Source organism: Actinoallomurus oryzae (assembly GCF_039541955.1).
In the GTDB taxonomy this organism is placed as follows: domain Bacteria; phylum Actinomycetota; class Actinomycetes; order Streptosporangiales; family Streptosporangiaceae; genus Actinoallomurus; species Actinoallomurus oryzae.
Genome location: NZ_BAABHF010000057.1, coordinates 79,245 through 93,415, shown reverse-complemented (window position 1 = coordinate 93,415; position 14,171 = coordinate 79,245). Strand labels below are relative to the sequence as shown.

At 70.2% G+C, this 14,171-nt stretch carries 13 protein-coding genes and 3 pseudogenes; 11 read left to right on the top strand and 5 right to left on the bottom strand.

Annotation, left to right across the window (positions count from 1 at the left end; all coding sequences use genetic code 11):
- Position 1: 1 nt before the first annotated feature.
- A pseudogene (locus ABEA10_RS44400) lies at positions 2-1,018 on the top strand (MFS transporter); the annotation flags it as partial.
- Positions 1,019-1,159: 141 nt separating this feature from the next.
- Here the strand turns inward: ABEA10_RS44400 and ABEA10_RS44395 are convergent.
- Positions 1,160-2,023: an EamA family transporter gene (locus ABEA10_RS44395; RefSeq protein ID WP_345474662.1), complete on the bottom strand. Its 864-nt coding sequence runs from the start codon at positions 2,021-2,023 to the stop codon at positions 1,160-1,162.
- 51 nt (positions 2,024-2,074) lie between these two features.
- Here ABEA10_RS44395 and ABEA10_RS44390 point away from each other — a divergent pair, with 51 nt between their 5' ends.
- Complete coding sequence (locus tag ABEA10_RS44390) at positions 2,075-2,962, top strand: MurR/RpiR family transcriptional regulator (RefSeq protein ID WP_345474660.1); 888 nt, start codon at positions 2,075-2,077, stop codon at positions 2,960-2,962.
- 45 nt (positions 2,963-3,007) lie between these two features.
- Here the strand turns inward: ABEA10_RS44390 and ABEA10_RS44385 are convergent.
- A pseudogene (locus ABEA10_RS44385) lies at positions 3,008-3,760 on the bottom strand (alpha/beta fold hydrolase); the annotation flags it as partial.
- A 141-nt stretch (positions 3,761-3,901) separates the two neighbouring features.
- Here ABEA10_RS44385 and ABEA10_RS44380 point away from each other — a divergent pair.
- Complete coding sequence (locus ABEA10_RS44380) at positions 3,902-4,777, top strand: helix-turn-helix domain-containing protein (protein WP_345474658.1); 876 nt, start codon at positions 3,902-3,904, stop codon at positions 4,775-4,777.
- A 92-nt stretch (positions 4,778-4,869) separates the two neighbouring features.
- Here ABEA10_RS44380 and ABEA10_RS44375 read toward each other — a convergent pair whose 3' ends face one another.
- A complete protein-coding gene (locus ABEA10_RS44375; RefSeq protein ID WP_345474656.1) occupies positions 4,870-5,244 on the bottom strand; it encodes a VOC family protein in 375 nt (124 codons plus the stop codon).
- Between the two features lie 154 nt (positions 5,245-5,398).
- Here ABEA10_RS44375 and ABEA10_RS44370 point away from each other — a divergent pair, with 154 nt between their 5' ends.
- The 4 genes from ABEA10_RS44370 to ABEA10_RS44355 all read left to right on the top strand — a co-directional run bounded on the left by ABEA10_RS44370 (position 5,399) and on the right by ABEA10_RS44355 (position 8,220).
- The gene (locus tag ABEA10_RS44370) at positions 5,399-5,836 is read left to right on the top strand and encodes a hypothetical protein (protein ID WP_345474655.1); all 438 of its coding nucleotides are present in this window, start codon (positions 5,399-5,401) and stop codon (positions 5,834-5,836) included.
- A 76-nt stretch (positions 5,837-5,912) separates the two neighbouring features.
- Entirely contained in the window at positions 5,913-6,359 is a 447-nt protein-coding gene (locus ABEA10_RS44365; RefSeq protein ID WP_345474654.1) for a MarR family winged helix-turn-helix transcriptional regulator, read from the top strand.
- A gap of 200 nt (positions 6,360-6,559) precedes the next feature.
- The gene (locus tag ABEA10_RS44360) at positions 6,560-7,621 is read left to right on the top strand and encodes an LLM class flavin-dependent oxidoreductase (RefSeq protein WP_345474653.1); all 1,062 of its coding nucleotides are present in this window, start codon (positions 6,560-6,562) and stop codon (positions 7,619-7,621) included.
- A complete protein-coding gene (locus tag ABEA10_RS44355; RefSeq protein WP_345474652.1) occupies positions 7,618-8,220 on the top strand; it encodes an NAD(P)H-dependent oxidoreductase in 603 nt (200 codons plus the stop codon). The genes ABEA10_RS44360 and ABEA10_RS44355 overlap by 4 nt, the downstream gene beginning before the upstream one ends.
- 94 nt (positions 8,221-8,314) lie before the next feature.
- Here the strand turns inward: ABEA10_RS44355 and ABEA10_RS44350 are convergent, their stop codons facing one another.
- Both ABEA10_RS44350 and ABEA10_RS44345 read right to left on the bottom strand, forming a co-directional pair.
- A complete protein-coding gene (locus ABEA10_RS44350; protein ID WP_345474651.1) occupies positions 8,315-8,725 on the bottom strand; it encodes a phage holin family protein in 411 nt (136 codons plus the stop codon).
- 83 nt (positions 8,726-8,808) lie between these two features.
- Entirely contained in the window at positions 8,809-9,246 is a 438-nt protein-coding gene (locus ABEA10_RS44345) for an SPW repeat protein (RefSeq protein WP_345474649.1), read from the bottom strand.
- A gap of 259 nt (positions 9,247-9,505) precedes the next feature.
- On the opposite strand from ABEA10_RS44345, the gene ABEA10_RS44340 reads away from it, so the two are divergent.
- From ABEA10_RS44340 to qcrB, 4 genes and pseudogenes are all read left to right on the top strand, one after another.
- Positions 9,506-10,570: a YVTN family beta-propeller repeat protein gene (locus tag ABEA10_RS44340; protein WP_345474647.1), complete on the top strand. Its 1,065-nt coding sequence runs from the start codon at positions 9,506-9,508 to the stop codon at positions 10,568-10,570.
- Positions 10,571-10,582: 12 nt separating this feature from the next.
- Positions 10,583-10,903 (top strand): annotated as a pseudogene (locus ABEA10_RS44335) (TlpA family protein disulfide reductase); the annotation flags it as partial.
- 99 nt (positions 10,904-11,002) lie between these two features.
- A complete protein-coding gene (gene hpnR, locus ABEA10_RS44330; protein WP_345474646.1) occupies positions 11,003-12,526 on the top strand; it encodes a hopanoid C-3 methylase HpnR in 1,524 nt (507 codons plus the stop codon).
- A gap of 14 nt (positions 12,527-12,540) precedes the next feature.
- Positions 12,541-14,115, top strand: coding sequence for a cytochrome bc1 complex cytochrome b subunit (gene qcrB, locus ABEA10_RS44325; RefSeq protein ID WP_345474644.1), 1,575 nt, complete (start codon positions 12,541-12,543; stop codon positions 14,113-14,115).
- The last annotated feature ends 56 nt before the right edge of the window (positions 14,116-14,171 follow it).

Sequence of the window (14,171 nt, the reverse complement as noted above, 5' to 3'; positions counted from 1 at the left end):
TGCCTCGGTCGTGGGCCTGGTCCTGGGCGGCGTGCTGACCAGCTACGCCGGCTGGCGCTGGGTGCTGCTGGTGAACGTTCCGGTCATCATCGGGGTCCTGCTCGGTGTCAACGCCCTGGACGAGGGCGAGCCTGCCGAGCAGGCGAAGATCGACATCCCCGGAGCGATCACCGCGACCCTTGGCGCCGGCTCGCTGGTCTATGCGGTGGACCGGGTCGGCGAGCACGGCTGGAGCGACGCCATGGTCGTCGGCTGTCTGATCGCCTCGGCCGTCCTGCTGGTCGCCTTCGTGGTCATTCAGCGCACCGGCCCCACGCCGATGATCCCGCGCGAGGTGGTCAGTGACCGCGGCCGGGTCGGAGCGAACATCGTCACACTGCTGATGGCGACGGGCAGCTTCGCGACGTACTTCTTCCTGACCCTGTACATGCAGCAGGTTCTGGGCTACTCCGCGCTGCGCACCGGCCTGATGTACCTGCCGCTCGCCGTGGGCTTCGGCATCGCGGCCGGCGGCGTGGGCCCGCAGCTGCTTGCCCGCACCTCGGAGAAGGCGGCCCTGTCGCTGGCCTTGGCGCTCGCCGCCGCGGGCACCGCCTGGTTCAGCTTCCTGACGGCACACTCCAGCGTCTACGGGATGATGATGCCGGCGTCGCTGGTCACCGGCCTGGGCCTGGGCGCCACCGTCGTCGTCTCCACCGGGATCGGCGTCCGCGGAATCGACAGCTCCGAGGCCGGCATCGGCTCCGCGCTGCTCACCGCCGGCTCACAGATCGGCGGCGCGCTGGGCCTGGCGGGGCTGGCGACCGTCGCGGTCACGACGACCCGGCACGCGGCGAAGGGCACGGCGCTGTCGGACGCGCTGGTCCACGGTTACACGGCAGGCTTCAAAATCGCCGTCGGGCTGTTTCTTCTCGGCATCGTGGTCTCCCTGCTCACCATCACACCATTCGTCCGGCCGCGGGAATCAGCAGGCACAACAGCCGAGGTGACCGGGGGCGGTGCCGGTGGTCTCGCGTAATCGTTCAACGCTTATCCGTGGGCGGCGTGGTCTCGCGGGTCAGCGCGAGCACCTGAGCGACTCGGGCGGAGGAGCAGGGGGCCTGCCGCGTACGGACCTGCGCCGTGAGACGCGGTGTACGCCCGTGGCCGAAGGCGTGTCTCAGCCCACGGCGATACCCACGATCCCGGACAACACGATCGCGGCCCCCACGAGCCGGCGCACCGGATTGGGCTCGCCGAGCACGCGCCACGCCACGAGACTGCCGATGACGATGCTCAGCTCACGAACCGGGGCGACCACGCTGACCGGCGTGGTCCGCATCGCGAACAGCACCAGCAGGTAGGCCAACGGCGACAGCACCGCGACGACCAGCGTCTCCCGCCAGTGAGCACGCCACAGGCGGGCGACCTCGCGCCTGCGGGCGAGCGCGTACGGCGTGAGCATCGCGCTCTGCCCCACGCAACCGGCGGTGAAGTACAGGATCGGCGGTATCGCCGAGGCGCTGACCGAGCGGTCGTCCCACAGGGTGTAGCCGGCGATCGCCGCGCCGGTCAGCACGCCGTAGACCACGCTGGCGAGTCGCCGCCCGCCGCCGCCCCCGGCCGGATTGAGGCTGATCACGCACACCCCGAGCACGACGGCGGCGACCCCGAGCAGCCCGACCACCCCCGGATGCTCCCCGAGCAGCAGCACGGCGACGACCACCGACAGCAGCGGCCCGGTGCCTCTGGCCAGCGGGTACACCACCGACATGTCACCGACCGCGTAGCCGCGTTGCAGGATCACGCCGTAGCCGACGTGCAACACCGCCGTGCCGGCCGCGGCCACGACCCACCACCACTGCGGCCGCACATTCTGAACGAACAGGTTCCCGATCGCGACGGGCAGGCAGAGCGCCGCGGAGATCGTGTAGTAGCACCAGACGAACACCGCCCCGCCGGCGCCGACCCGCTTGGCCGCGAAGTTCCAGGCGGCGTGCAGGGCGGAGGCGCTGAACAGCAGCCCGAGCGAGACGACGTGCACGCGGCGGCCTTCCTGGAAATCCGGTTTCCAGATGAAGTTATCATGAGAAACATGGTTTCCAATGCCGGTGCCGGCGGGCACGTGGACGTCGCCGGGGGCCTGCGCGCCACGATCGCGGCCCTGCTGCCCGGGCTGCGGCCCAGCGACGCGAAGGTGATGCGCCTGGTGCTGGAGGACTCGGCCTTCGTGCAGTCGGCGACCACCGGGGAGGTCGCCGAGCGGGCCGGTGTCTCCCCGGCCACCGTCGTACGGGCGGCCCGTGCCGCCGGATTCGAGGGGTTCGGCGACCTCAAGCGCGCGCTGGTGAAGGACCTCGCGCTGCTGCGGTCCGGCCCGAGGCCACCCGAGGAGCTGACCGGCACGTCCACCGTGGACGAGATCTGCGAGCTGGTGCTGGCCAGTCACGCCGACACCATCGGCGCGATGCGCGCGACGGTCGACCCGGAGGAACTCGGCCGTGCCGCCGCGCTGCTGGCCGCCGCCGAGACGATCCTCGTCTTCGGCGTGGGAACGTCGGCCGCACCCGCCGCCGACGCCGCCTATCGGTGGACCGCCATCGGATGCCGGGTCAGCGCCCCGCGCGACGCCCGCACCGCGCAACTGCAGGCACGACTGCTGAAGCCGGACTCGGCGCTGGTGGTGATCAGCCACTCCGGCCACAGCGCCGAGACGCTCACCGTCGCCGACGCCGCGTCGAGCGCCGGTGCGAGCGTCGTGGCGATCACCAGTTTCGCCTCCTCACCGCTCGCGGACCGAGCCACCGCGCTCCTCGTCGCGGGCGGCCCCGACCTCGGCCTGCACCTGGCCGCGTCGAGCAGCCGGCTGGCCCACCTGGCGGTCGTCGACATCCTCCACGTCGCGATCAGCCTCGCCGACCCGGCACGGGCCCAGCACGCGCTCGGCGTCGCCGCCGACATCTCGCAGGCCCTCAGCCGCTGAGCCCCGAACCGCCGTGAGGAGGCCGCCGATGGCGGTCGCGACGGCACCGGGGGCTTCCACGGGCAGCAGGTGGCCTACGTCGGGGACCGTGGTCAGGGTCGCGTGCGAGATGTGGGGCAGCAGGTGGTCGCGCAAGACGCGCGGCGGCTCCACCACGTCGTTCTCCGCGGCCAGCACCGTCACCGGGACCTCGATGTCCCGTACGGCACGCGTGATGTCCTGCGCGATTCCGCGCAGCGGCCACTCGTGCCGTGCCTCGGCGCCGGCGGCGAGGCTGTCGCGCACCGCGGTGGCCCGGACGGTCCTGGCCAGCGGGGTGGCGGTCAGGACGTGGTCGAGGGCGTGCTGCACCGTCTCGGGCGAGTCGTAAGCGTGTGACAGGCCCTGCCGGTACTCCTCGGTCACCGTGGCGGGCGGCCGCGGCGGCGCGGGCGCGACGAGCACCAGGCCGACCAGCCCGGGCGGCCGGCGGGCCGCGAAGAGCTGGCTCACCTTGCCGCCCATCGAGTGGCCGACGAGGACGAACGGCCCCGGCACGCACGTCTCGACCACACGGGCGAGGTCGTCGGCGAGCCGGCCGAGGTGGTAGGGGCCGGGCAACGCCCGCGAGGTGCCCCAGCCGCGCTGGTCGAAGCGGACCGTCGCCTGCCCCGGCGGCAGGTGGCCGAGCACACCGTTCCAGGTGTCGGCCGAGCCACCCCAGTAGTGGAGGAACACCAGCGCCGGTCCGGTACGGCCCCCGACGCGCACGTCGAGAGCCCCGCCCGCCACGGGAACCGCCGTTGTCGTTTCCGTCATCATCGCGTCCTTCCCCGTCGGCTGCGGAACGCGGCTCCGTCGTCGCGCCGCAGCCGTGAATCGATAACCTGCCTGCCAGGCTCAGCCGTGACAGTAGGCGAGGGCGGGGCCCACTCCTTGGCGGAAAGGAACACGTTCGTTGTGAAAAACGGACACAGCGCCGTACGGCAGCTGCGCTATCTCCCCGCCGTCGGCTCGGCGTACGGGGTGGAGGTCCTCAGTTTCGCGGCGCTGCGCTCGATGGACGTCCACCGCCGCCGCGTACAGCCGCAACGCCCCGACTTCCACGTGTTCGCGCTGGTCCGCTCCGGCACCGGCGCCCACGAGGCGGACTTCCGCGGCTACCGGCTCGGGGAAGGCGGCGTCGTGTGGATCCGGCCGGGCATGGTGCACCGCTGGAGCGACGTCGACGCCTGCGACGGCCCGCTGGTCCTCTTCCGGCCCGGCTTCCTTCCCGGCCTCACCGCGTCAGAGGCCGCCGCGCCGGCGTGCTGGCACCTGGACCGGCAGCGCCTGTCCCTCGCCCTGCTCGCAGCCGAACATCTCGAGCGCGAGCACGGCGCAGCGGTGCGGACACCACGCCTGGCATCTCCCGCGCTGCTCTCCCACCTGCTGGCGGCACTGATCCTGCGCACGCTCCCCGACACTCCGCCCCCGGCCGGCGCGACGAGCTCCGGCAGCCGTCACACCGAGGTGTTCCGCGCCTTCCGCGCCGCCGTCGAGGAGCACTTCACCGACTGGCACCACGTGGCCGACTACGCGCAGGCACTGGGCTATGACGTGCGCACCCTCACCCGGGCGACGCGTGCCGCCGCCGGCACGGGCGCCAAGGCGTTCCTCGACCAGCGCATCCTGCTGGAGGCCAAAAGACTGCTCGCCCACACCGACCTGCCGGTCGGCGGCTGCGCCCGGCGCCTCGGCTTCGGGGACGTCGGCAACTTCACGACGTTCTTCCGGCGCCAGGCCGGCACGCCACCCGCCGCCTGGCGCGCCGCGTCCGGCCCGGACAGCGCCTGACATCCTTCGCGGACGCCGCTTGCCGGGATACGACACGTCGCCGCGCGTGCTCTGAGGATGTGGTTCCGGCGTTCGCCGGTCCGAGCCGATGCTCAGCTCAGGCGGCCTCGCAGGAGACAGAAAACGTTGCCTTCGGGGTCGGCCAGGACGTGCCAGGACTCCTCACCGGTCTGGCCGATGTCGGCCGGGCGCGCCCCGAGCTTCAGGAGGCGTTCGAGCTCGGCGTCCTGATCGCGGTCGGTGGCGTTGACGTCGAAGTGCAGCCGCAGCCCGACCGCCTCGGGCTCGGTGACGGGAATGAAGATCAGAGTCGGCTGCAATCCGCCGAACCCTTCTTTCGGTCCGACCTCCACCACGCCGTCGTCGTCGGTCTCGAGCACGACGAAGCCCAGCGCCTCGCACCAGAACGCCGCCAGCCGTTGCGGATCCCGGCACTTGATCACCAATTCGGAAATGCGAGAAGCCATGATCGGCACCCTACGGGCATCGACCGCACGCGGCCAATCCTCAACCGGCTCAGGGCCGCGACGCGGTGGGCGTCCGGCGTCGCCGGTGCCGGTTTCGGCCGATCTGAGTATTCCTACTCTCGTCGGGCCGCGGTCGGCGTTCCACCATTTCCCTGTGACGGATGAACGCGCGCGGAAACGCGGAACGACGCACCCCGCGATGGGCCTGATCGTCGGTCTGCTCACTCTTGCCTGGCTGGGCGGGACGATCGGGTTCATGGCGGCCGTCGTCCGCATCCGATTCTGCCTGGAGGACTGCGAGATCGATCCGCACGACGCGATCGGCTCCGACTGGCTCCTTCTCGCCTCGGTCGGCTGCGCGATCGGGTTCCCGTTGCTGGCGACCGTGATCTGCGGGTCGTTCGGCCGGAAGGTCGCCGCCATCCTGTTCGTCGTCCTGGGCGTGCTGCCAGGGGTCGCCTACGCCGGTACGGCGGGCGTCGCGGCTCTGCACGAGATGCGGCAGCTCCAGGTGCACCGGCCCGCACCACCGCCGCCGGCGTCCTACTGCCCCTGCTTCAGCGGCGGACGCTGCGACTGTCCTGGCGGCTGACGGTGGGTGAGTTGGTTATCTATACAGACAACCATGGTGGCCGGTGCGCTCCCCGATCCCCCGATACAGTGCGGGCATGGCGACGGAGAGGTTGCGGCCTCTGGAGGACGAGGCGTGGCGAGGATTCCTGCTCACCCACGACAGGATCTGGCGTTCGATCGAGGCAGGGCTCGCGCCGCTCAACGTGAGCATGGCCGAGTACAGCGTGCTCGCCCTCCTCGGTGAGTCCGCCCCGAAGCCCATGCGGATGTCCGAACTGGCCGAGCGCCGCCTGATGTCCACCGGCGGGTTCACCCGTCTCGCCGACCGCCTGGAGCGACGTGGGCTCATCGAGCGGCGGCGGTCGGCCGTCGACGGCCGCGGTTTCGAGGTGACCCTGACCCGGGAGGGGCGCGCCCTGTTGCGCAAGGCCTGGAGCCGGCAGTACCGCGACCTCCACAGGCTCTTCCTCGACCGGCTCGACGATGACGATCTCCGCCGTCTTGCCGACATCTGGGACCGGCTGGCGATCGAACCGCAGTAGTTCACCCGGCTCGTCGTTCAACTCCGGAACGACGAGTTCGAACGGGCCGCTCCCCCGGGCGTTCACGGCACGGTTCGTCCAAAGCGTCGGCGCGATCCTCCTCACGCGGACAGGTACGCCCGGGAATATCTGCCTGTGCAGATAACTTTATGTCGATGTGCCGCGGGTGAGGGACCCGGCCCGGCAGAGAGGAACGACAGATGACGTTCGAGATCGGGATCATGACCTTTGGCGAAGTGACGGAGGATCCCATCACAGGGCGGCGGCCGTCGCCGCGCCGGCGCGTGCGCGAGACGATCGAGCAGGCACGGGTCGCCGACGAGGTGGGCCTCGACGTGTTCGGCGTCGGCGAGCATCACCGCACCGACTTCGTCGGCTCGGCGCCGACGATCCTGCTGGCGGCCGCGGCCGAGGCGACCGAGCGCATCCGGCTGACGAGTTCGGTCACCGTGCTCGGCTCGGAGGACCCCGTACGCGTCTGGGAGCAGTTCGCGACGATCGACCTGCTGTCGGCCGGCCGTGCCGAGATCATCGCTGGCCGTGGCTCGTACACCGAGTCCTTCCCGCTGTTCGGCTACGACCTGAAGGACTACGCGGATCTCTTCCGCGAGAAGCTCGACCTGCTGCTGAAGATCCGCGAGCAGAACCCGCTCACCTGGTCCGGGCGCTTCCGCGCTCCCCTGGTCGACGCCGACATCGCACCCCGTGCCGACGGCGACACCATCCCGATCTGGGTGGGGGTCGGCGGCTCGCCCGCCTCAGCCGTCAGCACCGGCACGCTCGGACTGCCGATGGCGCTGGCGCTCCTGCTGGGACCGGTGACCTCCCACCAGCCGACCGTCGAGCTGTACCGCGCGGCCGCCGAGAAGGCCGGGCACGATCCGGCCGCGCTGCCGATCAGCATCAACGTGCACGGGTACGTGGGGCGCACGAGCCAGGAGGCGCGGGAGACCATGTACCCCTATTTCGCGAAGGGGATGATGGAGAACAACCACCAGCGAGGTGCGGGCTTCCAGCTCTCCCGGGCCGCCTTCGACGCGCAGGCGTCGCCGGGATCCGGCCTGCTGGTGGGCAGCACGCAGGAGGTCATCGACAAGCTGCTCACCTACCACGAGCTGTACGGCATCAACCGGGCCATCATCCAGATGGGTTTCGGGGGGATGCCGCAGAAGGAGCACCTCGAGGCGATCGAGCGGCTCGGCACCGAGGTCGCGCCCGTCGTACGCCGCGAGACCGCTGTGACCGCGGGGGTGCCGGCATGACCACGGCCCCATCCGTCATCGGCGCAGGTCCGGCCGCACCCGCGGCCGGACCGGCACTGCGAGTCGTGGTCGTCAACGGCAGCCCGAGCCGCCCGTCCAAGACGATGGGCCTCGTGGACGTCGTCCTCGAGACGCTGGCGGGGATGCTCCCCGTCGAGACGTCCCGGATCGACGTCTACGCGCTCGGCGAGGAGTTCACCGGGGCGGTCGAGCGTGACGACGTCACGCCCGGCGTCGAGGCCACTCTCCGGCTGGCCGAGAACGCCGATCTCCTGATCGCCGCGATACCGGTGTACCGGGGTTCCTACCCCGGGCTGTTCAAGCACTTCTTCGATCTCGTCGATCAGTACGCGCTCGCCAACAAGCTCGTCCTGCTCGTCGCGACGGGCGGGGGCGAGCACCACGCGCTCGTCCTGGAGCATGCCCTGCGTCCGCTCTTCGCCTTCTTCCAGGCGTTGACCGTCCCCGTGGCGATCTTCGCCTCCGCCGGCGACTTCGACGGAACCATCCTGCTCAACCCACGGATCCACGGCCGGATCCAGCTCGCCCTGACCGACGTGAAGGACCTGCTGCACGCCCGAGCCACGGGCGCGCCCTGACCAGGAACCACACGCCCCCGGACGGGGTGCCGGCGCGCGGACGTCACCACGGCGTCCCCGCTCTCGCACCCGCGCCCGGGGCGGTGGCGACCGGCTACGCCTTGGCGCCCTCCGCGACCGCCTGGGCATCGGCCCTCACATGTGCGGCGGTCTCCGCCGGCACCAGCGGAAACGCGCGGCGCAGTTGCCGCCGGCCGAGCAGAGCCAGCGCCCCGCTCGCCGACAGCAAACCGCCGCCGACGAGCAGGGCCGCGGCCCACGGCGGGAGCTCGCGTGCGACCGCGGCGATCACCCCGGCCACGACGGCTCCCGTACCGTACGCCGCGAGCGCGCCCGAGCCTCCCAGCAGCATCGTCCCCACGCCGGCCCGGGTCGCCTTGGTCATGACCTCGTCCCGGACGAGCCGGACCTCCTGACGCACGAGCTGGGACGTCTGCTCGGTCAGCCGTTCGAGCAACTCCGCGATCGTCATGTCGGCCGGCCGCTCGGATCCCGACTCACTCATCACCGGCTCCTCTCTCCGACTCTTCCGCGCCATGGCCCGGTCGGGCCTCACGAAGGTGTGTCCGTGAGGCCCGGTGGTCCCGGCTACCGCATCGCGGTGGCCGCACGGGCTCGGCCGCGACGGTGCCTGGCCATCATCGCGACGGCCGCCAGACCCAGAGCGACGGTGACGAAACCGACCGCGACATTGTTGGCGACGATGCCCGCCCGGGCGCCGTGCCCGGCGGAGACCACCCAGGGCGAAATGATCATCCAGACCCCGAGCGGAACGATCAACCACGCCAGCCCGCGCGTTCGCTCCGGAACCAACGCCAGGCCCAGACCGATCACGGCGAGCGCGATGCCGATGATGAGGTTGTTCACCGTGTTCATGTTGCCGGTGTGAAAATGGATGACCCACGGTGAGATGGCCAGGTACAGACCGGTCATCAGGACCAGACCCTCGAGCATCTCCATCCGGCGGCCCTCGACCAGCCGTGCGTAGCGTTCGCGCATCTCGGCTGCGTCGGGATGCCCTGCCATCCCCGAAGAATGGCGCGAGTAACCAGCCATTCCGATCGCCTTCTTCCAAAAAGGAGATGAGCCCCCTGACTCATCCTCGCCATCATCTCTCCTCACCCCATACCCCGGATCGGTGGAGTGACCAGGGCATACGTGGTAAGTACGGGCAGGGCCGCCGGGCGACCGCCGCTGAGAGACGATCGCCGTGGTCTTTGCCTGCCGCCTTGTTTGCGCTGCTCGGCGAGAGGCAAAGCGTACGATTATGGACCCGGGAGAGCCGATGGCGGATGCGTTCGGCGGGCCGGGTCTGCTCCATCGCGTCCTGACCCATCTGCCCGTGGGCATGGGGCCGGAAGCGATCGCGATCGACACGCGGCGACGCCGCGCCTTCGTGGCGTGCGCCCGCAGCGACGCGGTCACCGCTCTCGATCTGGAGCGGCATACGACGATCTGGCAGGCGCCGGTGGGACGGGAGCCGATCCCGATCATCTTCGACGCCCCGACCGAGCGGTTGTTCACCGCCGACGCCCGGTCCGACACCGTCACCGTGCTCGACGCCCGTACCGGCGAGCGGCTCACCCAGATCCCTGTCGGCGCCTACCCCGCGGGCCTGGGATACCACCCCGGCCTGCGGCGGATCTTCTGCGGCGACACCGCCGCGTCCACGATCAGCGTGGTCGACGTCGACCGGCTGATGCCGGTCAGGACGATCCCCGCCGAGCTCGGTGCGGGCAGTATCGCGATCGACCTGCGGCGTGGCCGGGGGTACTGCGCGAACTTCATGGCCGCGTCGCTGACGGTCTTCGACGCGGCCGCGCTGCGGCCGCTGGGGCGCATCGGTGTGGGGCGCGGACCCTGCAAGGTCGTCGCCGACCCGGCCACCGACCAGCTGTATGTGGCGAACTCCCTGGAGAACATGGTGATGCGGATCTCGCTCGCGGACGGGCGGATCCGCGACCGGATCCCGGTGGAACGCGCCCCGGTGGGCCTGACCACCTCCGGCGACGGCCGCCACGTGTACGTGTGCAATCGAGGAGCCGGCACGATCAGTGTGCTGGACGCCCGCGACGGCTCCGAGACGCACCGGATCGCGGTCGGGCGAGGCCCCGGCGACTGTGCCGTGGACCCGGTGACGGGCCGCCTGCTGGTCTCGAACGCCGGCAGCGGAACGCTCACCGTCGTGGACCGGCCCTGGCTGGCCGGCCCGGAACGGCCCGCCACGCATCCGGCGGTCGGGCGGCGCCTTCCCGACTTCGCGCTGCCGGACCTGCACACCGGGCGGATTCGCACGACACGGGAGTGGGCGGAGAAGAAGTACGTGATCAACTTCTTCGCCAGCTGGTGAGGCCCCTGTAACGCGGAGGCGCCGGTCATCGAGGAGCTGCGCCGCCGTACGGCCCGGTCGGGGCTGGAGATCATCTGCATCAACGTCTGGGAGAGCGTCGACGCCCGCGGTGAGGCACTGCACTTCACGCAGGTGTGGCAGATCGACGGCACGGTGCTGCTGGACGAGACCGGCCAGTACGCGGGCCGGCTCGGCATCCGCGGCATCCCCACGAACGTCCTCGTCGACGAGCACGGCATCGTGCGTACGGTGGGCGTGACCGAACCGGCCGAGCTCAACGCCGCCGTGGAGGAGCTCCTCGCTCCGGCCCGGCTGCGGGAAGCCGGGCCCTGACCTCGGCGAATTCGATTCAATGCCGGGGATTCGGGTAGCAGGCTGCTGTGCGATGCGGGCGGCATCGCCGATCGGGGTTCGGCCCAAGCAGAGGATCTGATGCGCACCCTACTGGTCCATCCGAGCGGCCTGATGTACTCGGAGATCTTCCTTCGGCTGGAGCCGTTGGGCCTCGAACGGGTGGCGGCCGCGGTCCGCGCCGCGGGCCACGAGGTACGGCTGCTGGACCTGCAGATCTTCTCCCACCGAGCCCTGTACCGGCAGCTGCGCGAGTTCGAGCCGGAGGCCGTGGGGTTCGGCCTCAACTATCTGGCGAACGTCCCCGAAGTGCTCGATCTGGCCAGGCAGATCAAACGCCTGACACCGCGCTGTTTCGTGTTCGCCGGCGGGCACAGCGTGTCCTTCATCGCCGGGCATGTGATCGAGCAGGCCGACGGTGCGCTGGACGCGGTGCTGCGCGGTGAGGGTGAGGTCGCGACGCCACTGCTGCTGGCCGCCGCCCGCGACGGCGGGCTCACCGACGTACCGGGTGTGGTGACCCCCGAGGGCACCTGCCACAAGCCGCCCCTGCTGCTGGACAGCCTGGACGAACCGCGGCCGGCACGCGATCTGACCCGCCGCCGCGACAAGTACTTCATCGGCGTCCTCGACCCCGCCGCGTCGATCGAGTTCACCCGCGGCTGCCCCTGGGACTGCTCGTTCTGCAGCGCGTGGACGTTCTACGGGCGCAGCTACCGGAAGGTGTCACCGCAGGCGGCCGCGGAAGAGGTCGCCTCGATCCGCGAGCCCGGGCTGTTCATCGTCGACGACGTCGCCTTCATCCGGCCTGAGCACGGCGACGCGATCGCCGCCGAGCTGGAGAAGCGGAAGGTCAGGAAGGAGTACTACCTGGAGACGCGTGCCGACGTCCTGCTACGCCACCCCGAGGTGTTCCGGCGCTGGCGGCGGCTCGGCCTGAACTACATGTTCCTGGGGATGGAGGCCCTCGACGAGGACGGGCTCGACCTATACCGCAAGCGCACCAACCCGGACCAGAACATCAAGGCCCTGGAGCTGGCGCGGGGGATGGGCCTGACCGTCGCGGTCAACCTGATCGTGGATCCGCGCTGGGACGCCAAGCAGTTCCGCCTGGTGCGCGAGTGGGCGCTGTCCGTGCCGGAGATCGTCAACCTCACCGTGATGACGCCCTACCCCGGCACCGAGATCTGGCACACCGAATCCCGCAAGCTCACCTCGCGCGACTACCGGCTCTTCGACATCCAGCACGCCGTGGTGCCCACCGCGCTCCCCCTCCATGAGTTCTACCGTGAACTGGTCAAGACCCAGTCGGTGATGAACCGGAAGCACCTCGGACTGGCCGCCGCGGCCAAGACGCTCGGCCTCATCGGCCGCCGGCTCCTGCGCGGGCAGACCAACTTCGCCACCTCGATCTGGAAATTCCACTCCGTCTACGACGCCGACCGCCAGTACGGGGACCACCTGCGGGCGGTCCGATACGAACTCCCGCTGCCCGACCGCCGTCCCCTCGACTCCTTCGACCGGCGGGACCTCTACATCCACCAGCGGCCGCCCCGCCCCGCCACGTCCGCCGACGAACGGCACAACGGGCCGGAGAGACTGTGAACAAACGCGCCCTGATGACCGATTCCGAGCGTGCTCTGGACGAACGGCTGGGCAGCGCGGCCTTCCTGCGACGCAACATCCGCAAGGTCTTTCCCGAGCAGTGGTCCTTCCTGCTGGGCGAGATCGCCCTGTACTCCTTCATGCTGCTGGTCCTCACCGGGGTCTTCCTGTCGCTGTTCTTCAAACCATCGGAAGAGGACACCGTCTACGACGGGTCGTACGCACTGCTGCGCGGAGCCAAGGTGAGCGAGGCGTACGCCTCGACCATCGATATCTCCTTCGACGTCCGTGGCGGACTGCTGGTGCGGCAGATCCATCACTGGGCGGCGGTCCTGTTCGTCGCCGCCATCTGCGTGCACCTCATGCGGATCTTCTTCACCGGCGCCTTTCGCAAACCCCGCGAAATCAACTGGCTGATCGGCACCACGCTGTTCGCGCTGGCCGTGGCGGAAGGCTTCGGCGGCTACTCTCTGCCGGACGACCTGCTGTCGGGCACCGGCCTTCGCATCTTCCAGGGCATCCTGCTGTCCATACCGATTGTGGGAACATATCTGAGCTTTTTCGTCTTCGGCGGTGAGTTCCCCGGGCACCAGTTCATTCCCCGCCTGTTCACCGTCCACATCCTGCTGATCCCCGGAATCCTCATCGCCCTGATCACCGCTCACTTGATGATCATTTGGCACCAGAAGCACACCCAGTGGCCGGGGCCGAAGAGGACCGGCCACAACGTCGTCGGCTCCCCGACCTTCCCGCAGTTCCTCACGCACACGATCGCGTTCCAGCTGTACGTCGCCGGGCTGATCACCCTGCTCGCCGCGTGGGTGCAGATCAACCCGATCTGGCTGTACGGGCCCTACCGGCCCGACGCGGTCTCCTCGGGCTCGCAGCCGGACTGGTACGTCGGGTTCCTGGAGGGCTCCCTGCGGCTCATGCCACGGATCTCCTGGAGCTTCGCCGGGCACACGATCGCCTGGAACGCCCTCGTGCCCGCCGTCCTTCTCCCCATGGCCTTCTTCACCCTCATCGCGCTCTACCCGTTCTTCGAACGGTGGGTGACCGGGGACGACCGGCCGCACCACCTGTGCGACCGCCCCCGCAACGCGCCGACCCGCACCGCCCTGGGCATGGCCGCCATCACCTGGTACGGCAACCTGTGGGCGGCCGGCGGCAACGACGTCATCGCCGCGGTCTTCAAAATCCCGCTCGAGTACACCACCTGGTTCTTCCGCATCGGCTTCTTCGCGTTTCCGGTGATCGCCTTCGTCGTCACCCGGCGCATCTGCCTGTCGCTGCAACGCTCCGACGCCCAGGCGGTCGAGGAAGGCATCGAAAGCGGCATCATCAAACGCCTGCCCACCGGGCAGTACATCGAAGTTCACGATCGCCCGAGACCCGAGCAGGCCATGATCGCCCAAGCCGTGCATCCCGACGACCTCGTCAGGCCGCTCCCCCGGCACATCATCCCGCTGCCCACGCCGAACCGGATCATCGCGCAGATCCAGGCCCGCCTGAACCAGGCCTACACCAAGTACGCCGCCGAGACACCCACGCCCGAAGAGCGGCGGGAGCTGGAGAAACGTCCCGACTGACCGGACGGCCCGGCGGCTCCGTCCGGCGACCTCGCCGGCGGGGCGAACGCGCCGAT